At 54.3% G+C, this 20,408-nt stretch carries 19 protein-coding genes; 2 read left to right on the forward strand and 17 right to left on the reverse strand.

The features are described from left to right. From osmF to QC816_RS06530, 3 genes are all read right to left on the reverse strand, one after another. Complete coding sequence (gene osmF / locus QC816_RS06520) at positions 1-915, reverse strand: glycine betaine ABC transporter substrate-binding protein OsmF (protein ID WP_085918628.1); 915 nt, start codon at positions 913-915, stop codon at positions 1-3. Between the two features lie 107 nt (positions 916-1,022). Then, positions 1,023-2,429 (reverse strand): cysteine--tRNA ligase, encoded by a 1,407-nt coding sequence (gene cysS, locus QC816_RS06525; protein ID WP_085918629.1) that lies wholly within the window; start codon positions 2,427-2,429, stop codon positions 1,023-1,025. A gap of 11 nt (positions 2,430-2,440) precedes the next feature. Further along, positions 2,441-4,120 (reverse strand): glutamine--tRNA ligase/YqeY domain fusion protein, encoded by a 1,680-nt coding sequence (locus QC816_RS06530; RefSeq protein ID WP_199285281.1) that lies wholly within the window; start codon positions 4,118-4,120, stop codon positions 2,441-2,443. A 155-nt stretch (positions 4,121-4,275) separates the two neighbouring features. Here QC816_RS06530 and QC816_RS06535 point away from each other — a divergent pair, with 155 nt between their 5' ends. Both QC816_RS06535 and QC816_RS06540 read left to right on the forward strand, forming a co-directional pair. Continuing rightward, positions 4,276-4,776, forward strand: coding sequence for a peptidylprolyl isomerase (locus QC816_RS06535; RefSeq protein WP_085918632.1), 501 nt, complete (start codon positions 4,276-4,278; stop codon positions 4,774-4,776). A 14-nt stretch (positions 4,777-4,790) separates the two neighbouring features. Then, on the forward strand, positions 4,791-5,561 hold the full coding sequence (locus QC816_RS06540; protein ID WP_085918633.1) for a UDP-2,3-diacylglucosamine diphosphatase: 771 nt from the start codon (positions 4,791-4,793) through the stop codon (positions 5,559-5,561). Between the two features lie 68 nt (positions 5,562-5,629). Here the strand turns inward: QC816_RS06540 and QC816_RS06545 are convergent, their stop codons facing one another. The 14 genes from QC816_RS06545 to infC form a co-directional block, all read right to left on the reverse strand. Beyond that, positions 5,630-7,450: a SurA N-terminal domain-containing protein gene (locus tag QC816_RS06545; protein ID WP_268901205.1), complete on the reverse strand. Its 1,821-nt coding sequence runs from the start codon at positions 7,448-7,450 to the stop codon at positions 5,630-5,632. A gap of 112 nt (positions 7,451-7,562) precedes the next feature. Continuing rightward, on the reverse strand, positions 7,563-7,835 hold the full coding sequence (hupB, locus tag QC816_RS06550; RefSeq protein WP_066317565.1) for a nucleoid-associated protein HU-beta: 273 nt from the start codon (positions 7,833-7,835) through the stop codon (positions 7,563-7,565). Between the two features lie 189 nt (positions 7,836-8,024). Continuing rightward, entirely contained in the window at positions 8,025-10,436 is a 2,412-nt protein-coding gene (lon, locus tag QC816_RS06555; RefSeq protein WP_264827412.1) for an endopeptidase La, read from the reverse strand. 176 nt (positions 10,437-10,612) lie between these two features. After that, positions 10,613-11,893, reverse strand: coding sequence for an ATP-dependent Clp protease ATP-binding subunit ClpX (clpX, locus tag QC816_RS06560; protein ID WP_066317568.1), 1,281 nt, complete (start codon positions 11,891-11,893; stop codon positions 10,613-10,615). Between the two features lie 74 nt (positions 11,894-11,967). Beyond that, the gene (clpP, locus tag QC816_RS06565; RefSeq protein ID WP_085918636.1) at positions 11,968-12,585 is read right to left on the reverse strand and encodes an ATP-dependent Clp endopeptidase proteolytic subunit ClpP; all 618 of its coding nucleotides are present in this window, start codon (positions 12,583-12,585) and stop codon (positions 11,968-11,970) included. Positions 12,586-12,650: 65 nt separating this feature from the next. Beyond that, positions 12,651-14,003, reverse strand: a complete 1,353-nt coding sequence (gene tig / locus QC816_RS06570; RefSeq protein WP_085918637.1) for a trigger factor — start codon at positions 14,001-14,003, stop codon at positions 12,651-12,653. A 203-nt stretch (positions 14,004-14,206) separates the two neighbouring features. After that, entirely contained in the window at positions 14,207-14,575 is a 369-nt protein-coding gene (locus QC816_RS06575) for a hypothetical protein (RefSeq protein WP_264827410.1), read from the reverse strand. Beyond that, the gene (locus tag QC816_RS06580; RefSeq protein WP_085918638.1) at positions 14,575-15,042 is read right to left on the reverse strand and encodes a flavodoxin domain-containing protein; all 468 of its coding nucleotides are present in this window, start codon (positions 15,040-15,042) and stop codon (positions 14,575-14,577) included. Before QC816_RS06580 ends, QC816_RS06575 begins: the two co-directional genes overlap by 1 nt. Before the next feature lie 208 nt (positions 15,043-15,250). Further along, a complete protein-coding gene (locus tag QC816_RS06585; protein WP_085918639.1) occupies positions 15,251-15,553 on the reverse strand; it encodes an integration host factor subunit alpha in 303 nt (100 codons plus the stop codon). A gap of 61 nt (positions 15,554-15,614) precedes the next feature. Further along, the gene (pheT, locus tag QC816_RS06590) at positions 15,615-17,996 is read right to left on the reverse strand and encodes a phenylalanine--tRNA ligase subunit beta (protein ID WP_085918640.1); all 2,382 of its coding nucleotides are present in this window, start codon (positions 17,994-17,996) and stop codon (positions 15,615-15,617) included. A gap of 26 nt (positions 17,997-18,022) precedes the next feature. Continuing rightward, positions 18,023-19,042 carry a phenylalanine--tRNA ligase subunit alpha gene (pheS, locus tag QC816_RS06595; protein WP_085918641.1) on the reverse strand — a complete coding sequence of 340 codons (1,020 nt, stop codon included), beginning with the start codon at positions 19,040-19,042 and terminating at the stop codon, positions 18,023-18,025. Positions 19,043-19,206: 164 nt separating this feature from the next. After that, complete coding sequence (rplT, locus tag QC816_RS06600; protein ID WP_066317588.1) at positions 19,207-19,560, reverse strand: 50S ribosomal protein L20; 354 nt, start codon at positions 19,558-19,560, stop codon at positions 19,207-19,209. Positions 19,561-19,616: 56 nt separating this feature from the next. Beyond that, positions 19,617-19,811: a 50S ribosomal protein L35 gene (gene rpmI / locus QC816_RS06605; protein WP_009724291.1), complete on the reverse strand. Its 195-nt coding sequence runs from the start codon at positions 19,809-19,811 to the stop codon at positions 19,617-19,619. 81 nt (positions 19,812-19,892) lie between these two features. Then, on the reverse strand, positions 19,893-20,384 hold the full coding sequence (gene infC / locus QC816_RS06610) for a translation initiation factor IF-3 (protein WP_217808002.1): 492 nt from the start codon (positions 20,382-20,384) through the stop codon (positions 19,893-19,895). Positions 20,385-20,408 lie beyond the last annotated feature (24 nt).

The raw sequence follows: 20,408 nt of genomic DNA on the forward strand, positions 1-20,408 counted from the left end.
TCAGTCGTTATCCAGGCTATCGAGGTAATCGCCTGCGACATTACCGGGTGACATGCCGTTCACTGCCACGTCAGCGTTGAGTTTTTGCAGCGTTTCAAGATCCAGCGTGCTGAATACGTTCTCAAGCAACGGAGCGATATCAGGATACGCTTCCAATACGCTTTCGCGTACGACCGGGGCGGGTTGATAAATGGGTTGAACACCCCTTGAATCTTCAAGCACCACGAGCCCCAGCGCATTCAAACCGCCGTCGGTACCGTATGTCATCGCGGCATTGACGCCACTGGTCTGCTCGGCGGCTGCCCGCATGGTGGCCGCCGTGTTACCGCCAGAAAGCACCAGCAGTTGGTCTTCGCTGAGTTCAAACCCATAGGCTTGCTGAAAAGCGGGAAGAGCCTGCTCGGATTCAACAAATTCGGCGCTTGCCGCAAACTTGAACTCGCCCCCTTCGTCCAGATAAGCCGCCAGGTCATCGAGCGTTTCCAGGCCATTCGCCTCTGCGACGTCCTTTCGCACACTCATGGCCCAGGTATTGTTGGCACTCGCCGGACTTAGCCACACCAGTCCCTGTTCGGCATCGAGCTCACGGACAGTTTCATACGCCTTTTCCGGGTCGTTCCATACATCGCTGCCGCCCATATCGAAGAAAAAGGCGCCGTTGCCGGTGTACTCGGGATAAAGGTCGATTTCCCCCGCTTGCAGGGCGCTACGTACAACACTGGTGCCGCCCAACTGCAGGCGGTCTTCAGTGGGGATATCGTTACGCTCCAGCGTCTGTATGATCAGTTCACCCAGCACCGACCCTTCCGTGTCGATTTTTGACGAGACTACCACAGGGTCATTGGCATTAACCGATGATAGCGGTAACAGGCTGACACATCCGATGGCGATGGCCGATTTAGTCGCAAAACGCATTGTCATCATCCTTTTGGCAGAGTTTGGTAGGAGTATATGCCCCTCGTGCGTTGAAGTCAGACGCCCTTCGAATCCACAGCGCTATCTAAACCATCGCTTGGCCCTGCTTAAGAAGCAGACTCGACGACCCAGGTGGTGCCTTCTCGGGAATCTTTAAGAATAATCCCCAGCGCCGCCAGTTCGTCGCGGATGGCGTCGGCTTGAGCAAAATCCTTGTTGGCTTTGGCAGCCTGACGCTGGGCAATCTTTTCGTTGATGGCCGACTCACTCAGCGCGAGATTGTCTTGCTGCGAGCCTTTGAGAAACGCCTCTGGTGATTGCTGGAGAAGCCCCAGCACGCCGCCCAGCTGTTTCAATTCAACGGCCAGACCCAGGGCTTTTTCAGGTGCATCGGATTTAGCACGGTTGACATCACGCGCCAGGTCAAACAAGACCGCCAACGCTTCGGGGGTATTGAAGTCATCGTCCATGGCTGTGGTAAAACGCTCGCGATAGTGGGCAACCGCCGGATCATCGCTCGCGGCGGCGGCATCAACTGGCACGCCCTCCAACGCCGTATAAAACCGCGTCAATGACTTTCTGGCTTCTGAAAGCGAATCCAGTGAGTAGTTAATCGCACTTCTGTAGTGGCTGGCGACCAGCAGAAAACGGACCACTTCGGGGTCGTGCTCAGCCAGCACTTCACGAATTGTGAAGAAGTTTCCCAGCGACTTCGACATCTTTTCCTGGTCAACACGGACGGCCCCCGCGTGCATCCAGGTATTCACATAGGTCTTGCCGGTGGCCGCTTCAGACTGTGCGATTTCATTTTCGTGGTGAGGGAAGGTCAGGTCCGGGCCACCTCCATGAATATCGAAAGTGTCGCCCAGGCAGCAGGTCGACATTGCCGAGCATTCAATATGCCAACCGGGGCGGCCATCTCCCCAGGGAGATGGCCAACTGGCCTCGCTGGGTTTGGCCGCCTTCCACAGCACGAAATCCAGCGGGTCCTCTTTATGAACGTCTACGTCAACGCGGGCGCCTGCGCGCATGTCATCCAACTGGCGATTATTCAGCTTGCCATAGTCAGCGAAACGGCGAACGCGGTAATACACATCGCCGTTGTCGGCCGGATAGGCAAAGCCTTTTTCAATCAACGTCTGGATCATGGCGATAATATCGTCGACATGCCCGGTTGCCCTGGGTTCATGGCTGGGCGGCAACACACTGAGGCGCGCCTCGTCCTCGTGCATCGCCGCAATCATGCGCTCGGTCAGCGCCGAGATAGTCTCGCTGTTTTCATCGGCACGCTTCAGGATCTTGTCGTCAATATCGGTGATATTGCGCACATAATTGACTTCATAACCTCGCTCCCGCAAGTAGCGCGTAATGACATCGAACGCCACCATGACGCGGGCATGGCCAAGGTGGCAATAGTCATACACCGTCATGCCGCAGACATACATACTCACCTTGCCCGCCACCAGCGGGGTAAAAGGCTCTTTGCGACGTGTCAGCGTATTGTAAATATGCATGTGCCGATTCCTTAACCTTTCTGTTTGATTTTCGCCCAGCTGTCCTTGAGCCCGACAGTACGGTTGAACACCAGATGGTCTGGCGTCGATACATGCCGATCAGCACAGAAATAACCCACACGCTCGAACTGGAAACGCGCTTCAGGTCCTGCATCCGCCAGGCTGGGTTCGCCGATGGCGTGGCAAACCGTCAGTGACTCGGGGTTCAGATGGTCCAGAAAGTCGACATCTTTGTCCCGGTCAGGCTGCTCCACCATGAACAAATTATCATAGAGACGCACTTCCAACGGGATACCATGGTCGACACTGACCCAATGGATGACCCCTTTCACTTTTCGACCCTCGGGGTTTTTGCCCAGGGTGTCAAAATCAACCGAGCAGCGCAGTTCTGTTACCTCCCCAGCGTCATCCTTGATGACCTCATCGCAGCAGATAACATAGCTATTGCGCAGGCGGACTTCCTTGCCCGGCGCCAGGCGGAAGAATTTTTTCGGCGCATCTTCCATGAAATCATTCTGGTCGATGTAGACCTCACGGGTTAATGGCACTTTCCGCACCGGCATGTCGTCACGCGCCGGGTGGCCTGCCACTTCATATACTTCCTCGTGATCTTGAGGCACGTTGGTCAGCACCACTTTCAGTGGCTTCAATACACACATCGCACGCGGCGCATTATCTTCAAGGTCCGAACGAATCGCGTGGGTCAGCATGGCGATATCCACCAGGCCGCCATCTGCGCGGGTAACGCCAATCATCTCGCAGAACTTGCGGATGGCGGCGGGTGTATAGCCGCGGCGACGCATGCCAGAGATAGTCGGCATACGCGGGTCATCCCAGCCGTCGACGATCTGTTCGTCCACCAGCATTTTAAGCTTACGCTTCGAGGTCAGCGTGTAGTTCAGGTTCAATCGGGCAAACTCGATCTGACGGGGTTTGGTGGGTACCGGAAGATGATTCAAGAACCACTCGTAAAGCGGCCGATGGTCTTCGAACTCCAACGTGCAGATCGAGTGGGTAACCCCCTCGATGGCATCAGACTGCCCATGGGTAAAATCGTAAGACGGGTAGATTTTCCACTTATCGCCGGTCTGATGGTGGCTGGCATGTCGGATTCGATACAGGATCGGGTCACGCAGGTTGATATTGGGCGATGCCATGTCAATTTTGGCACGCAGCACCTTTTCACCCTCAGCAAACTCTCCCAGGCGCATGCGCTCGAGAAGATCAAGGTTCTCCTCCGCGCTACGCTCACGGTAAGGACTCGGCTGGCCTGGCTCGGTTAGCGTACCGCGGTATTCGCGAATCTCGTCAGGCGTCAGGTCATCAACATAGGCTTTATCTTCACGAATCAGGTGTTGCGCCCAGGCATATAGCTGGTCGAAGTAGTCAGAAGCAAAACGCACCGCCCCTGCCCACTGGAAGCCCAGCCAACTGACGTCCTCTTTAATCGCGTCAATATAGGCCTGCTCTTCTTTAGCAGGGTTGGTGTCGTCAAAGCGTAAATGACACTCACCACCCATCTGTTCCGCCAACCCAAAGTTCAGGCAGATCGACTTTGCATGGCCGATGTGCAGGAAGCCATTGGGCTCAGGGGGAAAGCGCGTCACAATCTTAGTGACCTGGCCGCCCTCGATTTCGTCGCGTACTTGGTTGCGAATGAAGTTCGGCGCTGGGGTGGTCTCGTTGGTCATGGTGGTGTTGATAACCTCGTGGTGGATGGCATGCTTGGCGTCGTCTGCCTACTCTAACGGTATAGCGCTTCGCGGTGCCAAGCAAAACCGGTATTATAACGTGACGCCGATGCACAGCGCCAAGGCGAACGCCTTTATTGAACAGGAATTTATCTATGATCGTATTACAGACGAACCACGGCGACATCACGATTGCGCTTAATCACGAAAAAGCCCCCGTCACCGCCGCCAACTTCGAGCAGTACGTTCGCGATGGTTTTTACGATGGCACCCTTTTTCACCGTGTCATTGATGGCTTTATGGTCCAGGGCGGTGGCTTTGACCAGGATTTCAATCAAAAACCCACCCGTGATGCAATCGAAAACGAAGCGGATAACGGGCTGAAAAATACCCTGGGGACCCTGGCGATGGCACGCACCCAGGACCCTCACTCCGCTACTGCTCAGTTCTTCATTAATGTCGGTGATAACAGTTTTCTGAATCATAGCGGCAAGAATTTGCAGGGTTGGGGTTACGCCGTTTTTGGTGAAGTCGTCGACGGTATGGACGTGGTCAACGCCATTAAAAACGTCAGCACCACGCGTCGCGGTATGCATGCCGACGTACCCGCCGAGGACGTTATCATCGAGCGCGCCTATCTCAAGGAAGCAGAATAATCTCCGGGAGCTATATGCGTACCCTGCTAGTTGCTGATATGCATTTAAGTCATGATACCCCTGAGATCAATCAGGGGTTCTATGATTATTTAGCCCATACCGCCAGAGGAGCGGATGCCCTGTACATTCTGGGCGATCTGTTTGACGCCTGGATCGGTGATGATCTCCTCGATACGCCTCACCCACTGGGCGCTGTCGCTCGCGAGGTCATTCAGCAATTACACCGGCTTAGCAGCGATGGAACCGCGATATATTTTATTCACGGCAACCGTGATTTCTTGCTGGGCCAACGCTTTATTGACGCCTGCCAGGCGACACTGCTTTCCGAGGTCGAACAAATCGAGCTCCAGGGCGTGCCTGCCGTCATCTTGCACGGCGATAGCCTGTGCACTCGGGATGAGGCGTATATGGCATTTCGCCAACAATCTCGGGACACTGAATGGCAAGCTCAGATACTCGCCATGCCGCTGGATCAACGCTTGGAATTGGCCAGCAGCCTACGCCTGCAGTCGGGAGATGCCAATGCCAAGAAGGCAGATGCCATCATGGATGTTACCCACGATGAGGTGGTAGCGCTGATGGAAAAGCATGGTGTCACAACCATGATTCATGGCCATACCCATCGCCCCAAAGTGCACGATTTAACCGTGGAAGATGTTCCTGCAAAACGCTTCGTGCTTGGCGACTGGGATGCCAGTCACGGTTGGGATATTGTGGTCGAGAAAACAGACCATACTACCCCTCGGCTGCGGCAGTTCCCCCTTAACGACCCACCGCCTCCCTAGCGGCCACTATAAAAAAAGCCGATCCCTTGGATCGGCTTTTTTGACGGTACGTGCTTAACGCCCAAATATCATCGCTCAATCTCGGCGTCACTACGCAGGTCTTCAACAAGCCCCTGAATAATCGCCTGCGCGCGCAATTGCTGGGCCATTTGAGCGACAAACCGCTCACGCTCTTCATCCACATCACCCGCCGTGACTTCGTCAAGCGCAAGGACCGCAACGCCAGTAGGTAGAACTGCCGTTTGGTAGGTGCTTTCGCCGTCATCGGGATGGGGCATCCGGAAAGCAGCTTGCACGATCAGTTGAGAAGCCGTGACTTCATCTTGGCGGCGTACATTGTTGGCTTCCAGCCATTGCCTATCAATCGACTCACCTGCCTGCAGGCGTGCCACCATGTCTTCGGCTTGCGACTGAAGCCGCTCCTGTTGCCGCTTGGCGCGTACCGCTGCCTCGACCTCATCGCGCACGTCATTTAGCGGCAACTGAGTCTGCTCACGATGGTCAGCAACGCGAACGACCAATCGACGGTCTTCATCGAGCTCGATCACTTCGCTGTTATAACCTTCCTCCAGAACGTCGTCACTGAAGGCCTGCTCCATGACGCCTGGCTCAAATAGAACGCTACTACCCTGGTCATTCCGGGACAGCCAGTCGCTTTCTTCAAGGGTTAGCGAAAGGTCTTCGGCGACGCTTTGCAAGTCATCGGCGGCAAAGCTCTCGTCGATGAGCTGCTGAACCTTATCGTTAAACGCATCATTCACTTCGTTCATCGCGACATCTTCACGCAGCGAATCCCGCTGGTCCTCAAACGCCGGACGCTCAATGTCGGTGACTTGAATGATATGCAAGGCGTTGTCCATTTCGACAACCGATGACGTTTCCCCCTCATCAAGAGAAAATGCCGCCTCATCAAAGGCTTCACCAAAGAAGCCAGGGCTGATCGTGCCGAGGTCGCCGCCTTCTTCAGCACTGGCCGTATCATCAGAATAGCGGAGTGCCGTATCGGCGAAAGACTCGCCGTCTTCAAGGGCTTGTAGCGCTTCATCCGCCCGCTGCTGAGCTTCATCGCGATTGCGCTCATCACCGAATGTAATCATGATGTGCGAAACGCGACGATCTGCGTCTTCGGTCCGCTCTAGCCAGGCTTCTCGCAGTGCCTCTTCATCCACATCGACGTTATTTGCCATTTCTCGACGGTCGACCAGAACATACTCAAGACGCACCTGTTCGGGACGTTCAAACCGATCAGCATTGGCTTCATAGTAGGTTTGAAGCTCATCGTCGCTGATCTCGATACCCCCCTCGAGGTCATCTTCATCCAACATCACGTAACGAAAACTTCGCTGTTGACGTTGAAGTTCTGCCAGACGCTGACGTTCGTTATCCAGCGTGAAGTCACTAAACGCGAGGCCTTGCTGAAGCTGTTGACGTTTAACGTCCACTTCCAGTTCCTCACGAAATGAAAGAGGGGTATAGCCAGCACCTGATAGGCGGTTGCGAAATATGTCGGGCGAGAATCGTCCGTCTTCATCCTGGAATTCAGGAATCCCCACAATGAGCTGGTCGACTTGATCTTCGGATACGTACAAGCCGCCTTCTTCTGCGTATTGGGTAAGCAGTGTTTGTGTTACCAGTTCATCCCTTATGTCATTGCGCAGTTGACGCTCTTGCTCAGGAGGGACCTGGCCCGAACGCATAGCACGCTGAACTTCCAATTCAATCTGTTGGCGCATGATGGGCTCGCCATTCACGCTGATTTCCTGATTCGGGTCGTCACCGAACAGACCAAACAAAGATTCCACACCGAAAAGCGCCATGGCAGCCACCATGACCCCGATAATAATCTTGGCTCCCCAGCTTCTGGATCCATTCCGAATACTTTGCAGCATGTTTTCCTCAGGCAGTCACAGCTAAACGGGTCGCCCCTAAAGGTGAGCTAGAAAATAACATGGGCGCATCGCGGTTGCGATGCGCCCATAGATGACTACAAACGCGTACAACTTAGTTAACGGCGTCTTTCAATGCTTTACCGGCTTTAAAGCTAGGCACTTTTGCCGCACTGATCTGGATCGGCTGACCTGTTTGTGGGTTACGGCCCGTACGCGCAGCGCGTTCTTTGATTGCGAAGGTACCAAAGCCCACCAGTGAAACACTGTCACCATTTTTTAGGCTATCGGTGACAGACTCCACCATGGCATCCAATGCGCGGGTTGCCGCTGCTTTTGGAATATCTGCAGACGCGGCAATGGCTTCAATCAGCTCAGACTTATTCACACTTCACCCCTTGACTGTTTCAAAAAATGGTTCTAAAGACATGGTCACCGACGGTATCGACGATCAAGGCATAGCAGCGTTTTATAGCAATGCCCTGAAACGCCTGTCAAGCAACCTTGCCTGGATGTGCCCGCCATAAAGGCTTTGGGCAATGATACAAACAAAATGCTATTGGTTTGCCGACGTTGCCTAATGTGTATTGGCGACGGCGGAGTTACCCAACGCTTTATCCGCTTTAGGTAGCGGCGCACCTTCTAGAGGTTCGTCCGCCAACGCCACGGCAAGTACATCGTCAATCCAGCGTACCGGACGGATATCCAGTGCATCCTTGATATTGTCCGGTACCTCCTTGAGATCGCGACGATTTTCTTCCGGAATCAGGACTATCTTTATACCACCACGACGGGCTGCCAGCAATTTCTCCTTTAGCCCACCAATCGGCAATACTTCGCCACGCAGGTTGACTTCACCTGTCATCGCAACCTGACACTTCACTGGCCGTTGGGTATAGGCAGAGACAATCGCCGTTACCATGGCTACCCCGGCACTCGGTCCATCCTTGGGGGTGGCGCCCTCAGGGACGTGAATATGTAGATCTTCTTTCTCGAATCGCTCGGCGTCGATACCGTATGCCTGCGCTCTGGCACGTACCACGGTTTGCGCAGCACTGACGGACTCCTTCATGACATCGCCCAACGAGCCGGTTTTGTTGATTCGCCCTTTGCCTGGCGTCACAACCGATTCGATATTAAGCAACTCACCACCTACAGAGGTCCATGCCAGCCCGGTCACACGGCCCACCTGGTCATCTTCTTCGGCAAGACCATAGCTGTAGCGCCGAACGCCGGCATAGTGCTCGACGTGCTTGGCCGCGAGCAGATCAGGTGGCAATTCGCCATCCTTGACGGCAGAAGGTTCTATACGCTCGCGCAACACTTTCCGGCAGACCTTGGCGATCTGGCGCTCCAGTTCACGCACACCCGCTTCACGGGTGTAATACCGAATAAGCTCCAGCAAGGCCTCATCTTCAACCGCCAGCTCGGCGTTTTTCAAACCATTGGCTTTCAACTGCTTGGGTAGCAAGTAACGCTTGGCGATCGCCAGCTTTTCATCTTCTGTATAGCCAGGAAGACGAATGATTTCCATACGGTCCAGCAAGGGACCCGGAATATTCATCGAATTTGCTGTGCAGATGAACAGCGTTTCGGACAGATCATAATCAAGCTCAAGGTAATGATCGCTGAAGCTGTTGTTCTGCTCAGGATCCAAGACCTCTAACAGCGCAGACGCCGGGTCACCCCGGTGATCCATGCCTAACTTGTCGACTTCGTCGAACAAAAACAAGGGGTTTTTAACACCTGCCCGACTCATGCGTTGCATGAGTTTACCTGGCAACGAACCAATATAGGTTCGGCGATGTCCCCGAATCTCTGATTCATCACGCACGCCGCCCAGAGCAAGGCGCACGTATTTACGATTCGTCGCCCGAGCAATCGATTGACCAAGCGACGTTTTACCCACGCCAGGAGGGCCAACCAGGCACAAAACGGGGCCTTTCATCTTGCGTACACGCTTTTGTACCGCGAGGTATTCAAGGATGCGTGACTTTACCTCTTCCAGACCATAGTGATCTTCATCAAGCACCTGTTGGGCTTTCTGCAAGTCGTGCTTAACACGGGTACGTTTTTTCCACGGCACTGCAACCAGCCAGTCCAGATAAGAACGAACCACGCTGGCTTCAGCCGAGTTGGCCGCCATCATCTTGAGCTTGTTCAGCTCTTGGTTGGCCTTGTCCGCCGCCTCTTTCGGCATGCCGGATGCGGCAATCGCCTGCTCGTATTTTTCCACTTCATTGGGTACATCATCGAGCTCGCCCATCTCTTTCTGGATGGCTTTCATTTGCTCGTTCAGGTAATACTCACGCTGCGTCTTTTCCATCTGCTCTTTGACACGCGTGCGAATCCGCTTTTCTACCTGCAAGAGGTCAATTTCAGACTCGATGAGCGCCATCAAATGCTCGATGCGATCACGCACACGATCCATTTCCAGGAGCTCTTGTTTATCGCCGATTTTCAGCGATAAATGCGCACAGATGGTATCCACCAGGCGACTTGGATCCTCAATGCCGGACAACGAGTTGAGGACTTCATTGGGTACTTTTTTGGACAGCTTGACGTACTGTTCAAACTGATTGAGCAGTACGCGAACCAATGCTTCTTGCTCGCGGGTCGTCAGCGGCTGGCTTTCACGGGCCACCAGATAGGCCTGAGTGTAACCATCAGCATGCTCTTCGATGCGACTCACGTCCGCCCGGAAGTTGCCTTCGATCAGCACCTTTACCGTTCCATCAGGCAGCTTCAGGAGCTGCATGATGTCAGCCACCGTCCCCATGGCATAAAGGTCGGCGTTGTCGGGCTCATCTTGAGATGCCTCGCGTTGAGCCACTAGCAGAACGCGTTTGTCAGCCTCCATTGCCGCCTCGAGGGCCTGGATCGACTTTTCACGTCCCACAAAAAGGGGGATCACCATTTGTGGATAAACCACCACATCGCGCAATGGTAACAAGGGTAGACATTGTGTCTGTTCGGCGCTCTGCTGCATCGCAGACGTTCCTCGATAAATCAGATGAGTTCTGGGAAGAGAACTGACTACGTTTAAAGCACGGCCTAAGCACCATGTAGCACTGCGCTACTAATGACAGGGGGCCGCCTAGGCGACCCCCTTGACTGGCGCTAACCGCGAAAGCGATAGAAAGCTAAGGCTCTTCGGTGATGGGTTTAGCCATCGGTACCGTCGACCCGTGCCTCTTCTTGCTGGGAGTAAATCAACAGCGGTTCACTTTCACCGGCGATTACCGAAGCTTCGATCACCACTTTGCTGACACCTTCCAAAGAAGGTATTTCGTACATGGTATCAAGCAATACGGATTCAAGGATCGACCTCAAGCCACGCGCACCGGTTTTGCGTTCCATCGCTTTTTCCGCAACGGCACGAAGCGCATCATCACGAAACTCAAGCGTTACATTCTCCATTTCAAACAGCTTGGCATACTGCTTGATCAAGGAGTTCTTGGGTTCGGTGAGTATCTCGATCAGCGCTTCTTCAGTGAGCTCGGTAAGCGTGGCGATCACTGGAAGACGACCGACGAACTCAGGAATAAGGCCAAACTTGACCAAGTCATCCGGTTCGACATCGGCAAGCATTTCACCGACACCCCGAGATGATTCCTTGCTCTTAACCGTCGCATTGAAACCGATACCACCCTTTTCAACACGGTCACGGATAACCTTGTCCAGCCCGGCAAATGCCCCACCGACAATAAACAGCATGTTGGCGGTATTGACCTGCACAAACTCCTGCTGGGGATGCTTGCGACCACCCTGCGGAGGAACAGACGCTGTCGTACCTTCAATCAGCTTGAGCAGCGCCTGCTGTACGCCTTCGCCGGAAACGTCACGCGTAATTGAAGGATTGTCCGACTTGCGCGAAATCTTGTCGATTTCGTCAATATAGACGATGCCTCGTTCCGCCTTCTCGACGTCATAGTCACACTTCTGCAGCAGCTTCTGGATGATGTTTTCAACATCTTCACCCACATAGCCCGCTTCCGTCAGCGTGGTGGCATCAGCAATCGTGAACGGCACATTCAGCAATCTCGCCATGGTTTCGGCCAGGAGTGTTTTACCGCTCCCCGTCGGACCAATCAGCAGGATGTTGGATTTTCCGAGCTCGACGTCGCTTTCACGGACTTCAGATTTCAGTCGCTTGTAATGGTTGTACACAGCGACCGACAGGACCATTTTGGCTCGATCCTGTCCGATGACGTAGTCGTCAAGCGTGTAACGTATTTCGCGAGGCGTAGGTAAACGCTCCTCATCGCTCTCGGCATCGGCTTCGAGAACTTCTTCGCGAATGATGTCGTTACACAAGTCGACACACTCATCGCAGATATAGACGGATGGACCTGCAATCAGCTTTCTTACTTCGTTTTGATTCTTGCCACAAAACGAGCAGTAAAGCAGCTTGCCACCTTCGTCTTTGCCTTTGCCGTCGGCCATTCGCGTACCTCTTTCACTGCGGCGGTAAAGACCGCCTTGTAAGCTCGTTGGAAATGCAGTATCCCATCACGCTATCAGGATGTAGGCCGCTTATCCAGCACTGCATCAATCAAGCCATATTCTTGAGCCTGGCTGGAACTCATGAAGTTGTCGCGATCAGTGTCGCGCGCAACAGCCTCAATCTCCTGGCCAGTGTGATGTGCCAGAATCTGATTCAGCTTCTCACGAATACCCAAAATCTCACGGGTGTGGATTTCGATATCCGACGCTTGGCCCTGATAGCCACCCAGCGGCTGATGGATCATCACGCGTGAATTGGGCAGGCAATAGCGCTTGCCTTGGGCACCGGCGGTCAACAACAAAGCACCCATGCTGGCCGCTTGGCCAATACACACTGTCGACACATCGGGTTTCACAAACTGCATGGTGTCGTAGATCGACATACCTGCCGTCACGGATCCACCGGGAGAGTTGATGTAAAGGTGGATGTCCTTGTCGGGGTTTTCAGATTCAAGAAACAGCAGCTGGGCAACGACCAGATTGGCTGTGTAATCTTCGACGGGGCCCACCAAAAAGATAACGCGCTCTTTAAGCAGACGCGAGTATATATCGTAGGATCTTTCCCCTTTGGCGCTTTGCTCCACCACCATGGGCACTAGACCGCCGGCGTTTTGAATATCAAATTCACTCATTTAGGTGATTCCTTGCGTCCGATAAGGGAATGGCGCACCCGGAAAGTGCGCCAGTGTCAGGGAGTTTACGCGTTGGTTGTTTCGTCTTCCTCAGCGCCCTCACCTGCCTCAGCCTGTTGCTGAGCCGCTGCCAGCACTTGCTGGTAGGACATATCAACATCGGCGACGGTTGCTTGCTCAAGCAGCTTATCAACCGCTTTTTCTTCGAGAATGGCAGATTTGACCTGGGTTTTCATCTGCTCGTTGCCCATATAGTAGTCAACGACTTCAGAAGGATCCTGGTACTGCTCCGCCAGTTCTTCAACCTTCGCCTTAATCTCATCGTCTGATGCGTCAAGCTCGTTCGCCTTGATGACCTCGGCGAGTAACAAACCGACCTGAACGCGGCCTTTCGCTTGCTCTTCGAAAAGCTCATTCGGCAATTGACTGACGTCGAAATCTTCACCGAGGCCGAACTGCTGAGCAGCCTGCCGCTTCATGCCGTCAGTCTCTTGTTGCACGAGCGCACTCGGAACAGGGATGTCGTTGGCTTTTTTCAGCGCATCCAGCACCTGCTGCTTGACGCGGTTATCGACCGCCTGTTCTGCTTCACGGGTCATGTTCTTCTTGATTTCAGTGCGGAACTTGGCTTCGTCTCCGCCCTCAACGCCGAAACGCTCGATGAACTCGGCGTCGACTTCCGGCAGCGCCTGGCGGCTGACCTTGTGCACCTTGACCTTGAAGGTGGCTTCCTTACCCGCGAGGTGCTCGGCCTGGTAGTCTTCAGGGAAGGTCACCGTAATGGTTTTGTCGTCACCAACTTTGGCACCGATGAGCTGCTCTTCAAAACCGGGGATGAAGCTATTGGAACCAATCACCAGCTCATGACCTTCAGCACTACCGCCTTCGAACGGCTCGTCGCCAAGGTAGCCCTGGAAGTCGATGGTCACTTGATCGCCGTCTTGCGCAGCAGAATCGACTTCTTCATAGGTCGCATTTTGCTTACGCAGTGTGTCGATCATTTCGTCAACATCAGCATCGGTGACTTCTACTACCGGGCGCTCCACTTCTGTACCCTCAATCGAAGCAAGCTCGACGTCGGGATAGACTTCCATGGTGGCAACAAATTCAAAGTCTTTACCCGCTTCGTTGACGACCGGCTCGATTTGCGGATAGCCCGCCGGGTTAAATCCTTCATCGGTGATTGCACGCACGTAGCGTTCACGCATTACTTCGCCAACAACTTCATTACGCACGCTTTGACCGTAACGCTGACGAACCACGGCCATCGGCACTCGCCCTTGGCGAAAACCATTCAAGCGAACGTTCTTCGCCGTTTCTTTTAAGCGAGTATTGACAGCCTCATCGATTTCGCCAGCAGGCACTTGAATCGTGATGCGGCGCTCAATCTGGGAGGTCGTCTCGACGGAAACTTGCATGAATTGTCCTCTAACGGCTGGGCGTTGTGTTGATTGCTGTAAATAAGTCCAAGGGGCAATTTTAAGAACCCTTGCGCATCGTGGCAAGCGCCATGCTCGCAAGATGGGGGCAGCATCGTGAAAAACAAGGGGATAGTGCTGGTTTCAGAGCCCCTTTGACATCGATTTAGTACCAAGGCGGACAATTTTCATGGCCTGCCGCCTTATTTGGCCACCCACCATAGACTGACAACGTGGGCAATAAGGCCAAAGGTGCTTGCATGGGAAATAAACACCTGCCAGCTCATCCAGTCGGTGAACAGTGCATGCCACGCCCCCATTACCAACACTCCGAGCATCATCATGATGGCAAGACGTTTAAGCATACCAGGAAGCTGCTGTCGACCATCGCGCGGCAGGAGACGCCACTGCACGACGGTAGCCACTAGCACAACCACCAGAGCCAGCAGTATCAACGTCAAGCGGGTTTCGTGGCCACCCGCCATGTAGCGAGGCAAGGTGGCGAGCATCACGACACACAGGCCTAGCGCACTGCTCACTTTATTGGCTGACGTTGCCTCCCCCGGCTGCATCAGCTATTCACCGGCAGTTGCTCAGACGCCAGCCATTCTTCGACCCAGGGTAATGCGGCGTCATCGGCCATAAAGGTTTCCATGGCATCGACTTCCAATCGCTCGCCCAGACGTGTCGCACCAAGATCTGCCAGCAACTCATCCAGGCGACGTCCCGCACCACAAAAGGTGTCACCGTAGGAGCTATCACCGAGCGCTATCAGGCCGTAAGACAACGAGGAAAGTGATGGGCTCTGACTCTGAAGGTCGCGAACTAAAGGAACAAAGTTGCCTGGGAAATCACCGCTACCGGTGGTCGATACGCAAAACAACACGAGATCCGGCATCGAATCGGTAATGTCCGCCAGTACTGGCTGTTCCAGGATATCAACCACGTAACCCGCTTCCTCAAATAGCGGCTTGACCTGCTCGGCCACATCCAATGCACCACCGTACATGGTACCTACTGCTATACTTAGACGAGGCATTACGACTCCTCAAACAAGGTAATGTACCGCCGACAAAGAGCCGACTAATACCTGATGAATTTGCTCAAATATTAACATGCCTGCGTGATATGGCGCACCCTCAAGAGAACCTCTACCAGAGTGGACAATATAAAACCCCCATCGACACGGGCAGCGTCAACGGGGGTTAATCAGTGGCTTACAGGGGAAACAGAGCATCTACGTTACTTTATGATGCCGCCCCCCGATAATGCTCGACTTGCTGCTTGAGCTTTTGCCCGGGACGGAAAGTGACAACCCGGCGGGCTGAAATGGGGATTTCCTCACCGGTTTTGGGGTTGCGGCCAGGCCGCTCACGCTTGTCGCGAAGATCAAAATTACCAAAACCCGACAGCTTCACCTGCTCGTTCTCCCTTAGGCAGGCTCGGATCTCCTCGAAGAAAGCCTCAACCATAGCTTTCGCTTCCCGCTTGGAAAACGACAGCTCAGTATGTAAATGCTCCGCCAGCTCTGCTTTGGTTAACGCACCCATGGGAATCCTCCGTGTAGCACAAAGCCGCCAAGCATACGGAACGGACCGCATCTTGGCATTTTTAGCCGCGTAGCTCAGCGCCCAACTCAGCCTGCACCTGCGCCACTATCGACTCTACCAACTGATTGATTTCTTCATCATTAAGCGTGCGCGATGGGTGCTGCCAGGTCAAGCCTAGCGCGATACTTTTATACCCTTCGGCAACGCCTTTACCAGCATAGACATCAAATAGCGTTATGTCTTTCAGGTATTCACCGGCTTTTACCTGCGCACAATCCAGCAATGTCTGCACGGGGCGCTCACTGGGAAGCGTAAAGGCTAAATCACGGCGTACTTCTGGAAAGCGTGACAGCGGCTCAAAAGCAGGTACACACCCCTGACTCAAGTGATCCAAACGCACTTCAAATACGACCGCATCAACCTTAAGTCCCAGCGTTGCCCTCACCTGAGGATGCAGGGTACCAATCCAACCCGCCGGCTTGCCTTCAAACAGTACCTGGGCACTCTGACCCGGGTGCAAGGCTGGATGCTCAGCGGGCTCGAACCGCCACGCATCGCGATTGCCGCCCAATGTCAACAAGCTTTCCAGGTCACCTTTGAGGTCATAAAAGTCCACGCCGACCTTCGCGCCGCTCCAGCCTTCTGGGTCGCGGCTGCCGCACACCAGCGCCCCCATCATCGGCACTTGCGATAAAGCATCCAGCTCACCGTTGAAGACCAGCCCCGTCTCAAACAGGCGCACCCGGCTTTGCTGACGGTTAAGGTTGTGCTCCATCGCCCTCACCAATCCCGGCATCAGGCTGGCACGCATCACCGACATATCGGCAGAGATGGGATTGGCAAGAACCGGCGAGACGGCGTCTGGCAGCATGGCCGACTGTAGCTCGGGGGCTACGAAACTATAGGTAATGGCTTCCTGAAATCCCCGCGCCACCATTTGTCGGCGCAGTCGCCCGAGGGAAAGCGTGGCTTCATCTGTGGGACGCAGCGAAAGTCGCGCAGCGGGGCGACGAACCGGCAGATTATTATAGCCGTGGATTCGCGCCACTTCTTCAATCAGGTCTTCTTCAATGGAAACATCAAACCGCCAACTGGGTACCTGCACCAGCCAGTTGCCTTCGCTTTCGGTGACGCTGAAACCCAGTCGTTTGAGAATATCGCTGACATCATCGCTGGCCAGACGTTTGGAAAGGGCTTTTTCAAGCCGCTCAGCGCGAAGCGTGATGTGCTTGGTGGTCGGCATTGCAGCCTCACTCTTCGCCTCGACAACGGGCCCTGCCTGGCCACCACATATCTCCATGAGCAGGCTTGTCGCACGCTCGATGGCGAGGGGCGTCAGTTCTGGGTCGACACCGCGCTCAAAGCGATGCGAGGCATCGGTGTGCAAACCGTAGGAACGGGCCTGACCGGCAATGGCCACCGGGCTAAAAAAAGCGGCTTCCAGAAAGATCGTCCGTGTTGTTTCGCTGACACCGGACAGCTCGCCCCCCATGATCCCTGCCATCGCCAGCGGACCTGCCTGATCGGCAATTACCAGGGTTTCAGGCCGCAGAGCGATCTCCTGCCCATCCAGCAGGGTTAGGGTTTCACCGGGGTGAGCCATCCTCACGACGATACCGCCGCTGAGGTTTTCCCGGTCAAAGGCGTGCATGGGCTGGCCAAGTTCCAGCATCACATAGTTGGTAATATCAACAACCGGGTCAATCGCACGGATACCGCTGCGACGCAAGCGCTCGACCATCCATAGAGGTGTTTCCGCGCCTGTGTTGACATTGGTGATGACACGGCCCAGATAACGCGGGCATTGTTCCGGCGCTTCCAGGTCGACCGCGAAGGTATCATCGATCTCGGCAGGCACCGTCAGCGCCTCTGGCTCCGTCAGCGTCAGGCGGTTAAGCACCCCCACTTCACGGGCCATGCCTTTAATACTCAGGCAGTCGCCTCGGTTAGGCGTGAGATCGACCTCAATCGTCATGTCATTGAGATGCATATACTCACGAAAATCCATGCCAACAGGCGCTTCGATGGGCAGTTCGAGAATACCGGACGAGGTATCCTCTTCAAGGCCAAGCTCTGAGGCCGAGCAAATCATGCCTTGCGACTCGACACCCCGCAGCTTGGCTTTTTTAATCTTGAAATCACCGGGCAATACACCACCTACCCGGGCAAATGGTACTTTCTGGCCCGCGTCGACATTGGGCGCCCCGCAAACCACCTGTACCGACGAACCACTGCCGTCATCCACTGTGCACACGTTGAGCTTGTCGGCATTGGGATGACTTTCCCTGGTCAACACTTCCGCGACTACCACGGCGCTGAATGATGCTGCCACCGGCTCAACGGCATCGACTTCCAGGCCTGCCATGGTGATCTGGTCGGCGACTGCCTGCGTATCCAGCTGCGGCGAAACCCACTCACGCAGCCACTGTTCTGAAAATTTCATGGTCGTTCCTGTGGTTGGCGAAGGACTTAAGCGAACTGACGCAAGAAGCGCAGATCATTCTCGAAGAAAAGACGCAAGTCGTTGACGCCATATCGAAGCATTGCCAGGCGCTCAGCGCCCATACCGAAGGCAAAGCCCGTAAAACGCTCAGCATCGATACCTGAGTGACGAAAGACTTCAGGATGGACCATGCCGCAGCCCATCACCTCAAGCCAGCCACTGTGTGAACACACACGGCATCCCTCACCGCTACACATGACACATTGAATATCAACTTCCGCTGAAGGTTCTGTAAACGGGAAGTAGGAAGGACGAAAGCGCACCGAGAGATCATCCCGCTCGAAAAATGCCTGCAGAAAATCTTCAATCGTGCCTTTCAAATCCGCAAAGCTGATATCTTCATCCACCAGAAGACCCTCGACCTGATGAAACATCGGCGTGTGGGTCAGGTCCGAATCGCTGCGATAAACGCGCCCTGGGCAAACAATCCGAATAGGCGGTTCAGTGCTTTTCATGGTGCGCACTTGCACTGGCGAGGTATGTGTCCTCAACAAGCGCGTTGCATCAAAGTAAAAAGTGTCGGCCATGCCGCGAGCCGGATGGTGCGAGGGGATATTGAGCGCCTCGAAATTGTGGTAGTCATCTTCAATTTCTGGCCCGACGGCGACGTCATAACCTATGCGGGTAAACAGTCCCTCGATCCGCTCCAGTGTACGGGTCACCGGGTGCAGGCCGCCAGCCGACTGCGTGCGACCGGGCAAGGTCACGTCGATACGCTCCGCGGCCAAACGCGCTTCAAGGGCCTCGCTTTCGAGCTGCTGGCGCTTGGTGTCGATTTCTCCCGCCAATGTCTGCTTGGCTTGATTGATACGCTCACCTGCAGCTGGACGCTCTTCGGCGGACAGTTTGCCAAGCCCTTTAAGCAACGTCGTCATTTCGCCCTTTTTGCCTAAATAACGTACGCGCACTTCATCCAATGCAGCGACGCTCTGTGCCGCCTGAATGGCGTCGCGTGCTTCAGATACCAGCGCTGGAAGGTGGTCCATCCTGTTCATCTCCGAATTAAGCGATTTCCATCCCGAGGATGGCGTGTCACGTTGTGATTGAAGAGCGTGACATAAAAACAGGGGAAGAGCGGCTGCTCTTCCCCTGTATGGGTCACACTGAAATGACCGAAACGTTCACTGGCACCACCGGTGCCAATTGAAGCTTATTGGGCAGCCTTGGCTTTTTCCACGATGGCAGCAAATGCCGCTTTTTCATGAACGGCCAGATCCGCCAGCACTTTACGGTCAATTTCAATACCGGCCTTCTTGAGGCCACCAACAAAACGGCTGTATGACATACCGTTCATGCGCGCACCCGCATTGATGCGCTGAATCCACAACGCACGGAATTGACGCTTGCGATTGCGGCGGTCACGGTAGGCATATTGACCGGCTTTGATAACCGCCTGTTTGGCTACACGGAACACACGCGAACGAGCACCATAATAACCTTTGGCCTGCTTCAATACTTTTTTATGGCGACGACGGGCAACTACGCCACGCTTAACACGAGTCATAACACACTCCTGACTTTATGACTGAGGCAAATGCACTCAGTTTAGAAAATTCGACGTTACAGATTCGGCAGCATGCGCTGGATAAGCGCCTTATCAGACGCATGAATCTGCTTCATACCGCGCAGCTGACGCTTACGCTTGGTCGACTTCTTGGTCAGAATGTGGCTACGGAAAGACTGCTTGTGCTTGAAGCCATTGGCTGTCTTCTTGAAGCGCTTTGCAGCACCACTGTTGCTTTTGATTTTCGGCATGAGGAAAACTCCGCTCGATGTTTTTTAGAAAATCCAGGGCCTACTACCTACAGGAGGTAGCCCGTTAACTTCGCCGTTGGATCACTTCTTTTTCGGGGCAAGGATCATGATCATCTGGCGGCCTTCCATTTTTGGAAATGCTTCCACCGTTCCGATCTCTTCCAGGTCTGCCGCAATCCGTTCCATCAGCTTTCGGCCGATATCCTGGTGCGCCATTTCACGACCACGGAAGCGTAATGTGACCTTCCCCTTGTCACCACCTTCAAGAAAGCGCGTCAGGTTTTTCAGCTTGACCTGATAGTCGCCCTCGTCGGTGCCAGGCCGGAATTTAACTTCCTTGACCTGGATTTGCTTCTGCTTCTTCTTCTGAGCCGCTTTTTGCTTTTTCTGCTCAAAAACGAATTTGCCGTAATCCATAATCTTGCAGACGATGGGATCGGCATTCGAAATTTGCACGAGGTCCAAACCGGCAGATTCAGCACGTTCCAACGCTTCGGTGGTGGGCACTACACCCAACTGCTCACCTTCGCTATCGATAAGACGCACTTCTTGCTCGGTAATTCGCTCGTTCATTGGTGGGCGCTTGTCTGCTGGACG

The organism is Vreelandella janggokensis (assembly GCF_031451615.1).
Classification (GTDB): Bacteria; Pseudomonadota; Gammaproteobacteria; order Pseudomonadales; family Halomonadaceae; genus Vreelandella; species Vreelandella janggokensis.

Excerpts from the sequence above, each read along its gene's own strand:
- osmF (WP_085918628.1), bottom strand. The coding sequence starts at position 915 with ATGCGTTTTGCGACTAAATCGGCCATCGCCATCGGATGTGTCAGCCTG.
- cysS (WP_085918629.1), bottom strand. The coding sequence starts at position 2,429 with ATGCATATTTACAATACGCTGACACGTCGCAAAGAGCCTTTTACCCCG.
- QC816_RS06530 (WP_199285281.1), bottom strand. The coding sequence starts at position 4,120 with ATGACCAACGAGACCACCCCAGCGCCGAACTTCATTCGCAACCAAGTA.
- QC816_RS06535 (WP_085918632.1), top strand. The coding sequence starts at position 4,276 with ATGATCGTATTACAGACGAACCACGGCGACATCACGATTGCGCTTAAT.
- QC816_RS06540 (WP_085918633.1), top strand. The coding sequence starts at position 4,791 with ATGCGTACCCTGCTAGTTGCTGATATGCATTTAAGTCATGATACCCCT.
- QC816_RS06545 (WP_268901205.1), bottom strand. The coding sequence starts at position 7,450 with ATGCTGCAAAGTATTCGGAATGGATCCAGAAGCTGGGGAGCCAAGATT.
- lon (WP_264827412.1), bottom strand. The coding sequence starts at position 10,436 with ATGCAGCAGAGCGCCGAACAGACACAATGTCTACCCTTGTTACCATTG.
- clpX (WP_066317568.1), bottom strand. The coding sequence starts at position 11,893 with ATGGCCGACGGCAAAGGCAAAGACGAAGGTGGCAAGCTGCTTTACTGC.
- clpP (WP_085918636.1), bottom strand. The coding sequence starts at position 12,585 with ATGAGTGAATTTGATATTCAAAACGCCGGCGGTCTAGTGCCCATGGTG.
- tig (WP_085918637.1), bottom strand. The coding sequence starts at position 14,003 with ATGCAAGTTTCCGTCGAGACGACCTCCCAGATTGAGCGCCGCATCACG.
- QC816_RS06575 (WP_264827410.1), bottom strand. The coding sequence starts at position 14,575 with ATGCAGCCGGGGGAGGCAACGTCAGCCAATAAAGTGAGCAGTGCGCTA.
- QC816_RS06580 (WP_085918638.1), bottom strand. The coding sequence starts at position 15,042 with ATGCCTCGTCTAAGTATAGCAGTAGGTACCATGTACGGTGGTGCATTG.
- QC816_RS06585 (WP_085918639.1), bottom strand. The coding sequence starts at position 15,553 with ATGGGTGCGTTAACCAAAGCAGAGCTGGCGGAGCATTTACATACTGAG.
- pheT (WP_085918640.1), bottom strand. The coding sequence starts at position 17,996 with ATGAAATTTTCAGAACAGTGGCTGCGTGAGTGGGTTTCGCCGCAGCTG.
- pheS (WP_085918641.1), bottom strand. The coding sequence starts at position 19,042 with ATGGACCACCTTCCAGCGCTGGTATCTGAAGCACGCGACGCCATTCAG.
- rplT (WP_066317588.1), bottom strand. The coding sequence starts at position 19,560 with ATGACTCGTGTTAAGCGTGGCGTAGTTGCCCGTCGTCGCCATAAAAAA.
- rpmI (WP_009724291.1), bottom strand. The coding sequence starts at position 19,811 with ATGCCGAAAATCAAAAGCAACAGTGGTGCTGCAAAGCGCTTCAAGAAG.
- infC (WP_217808002.1), bottom strand. The coding sequence starts at position 20,384 with ATGAACGAGCGAATTACCGAGCAAGAAGTGCGTCTTATCGATAGCGAA.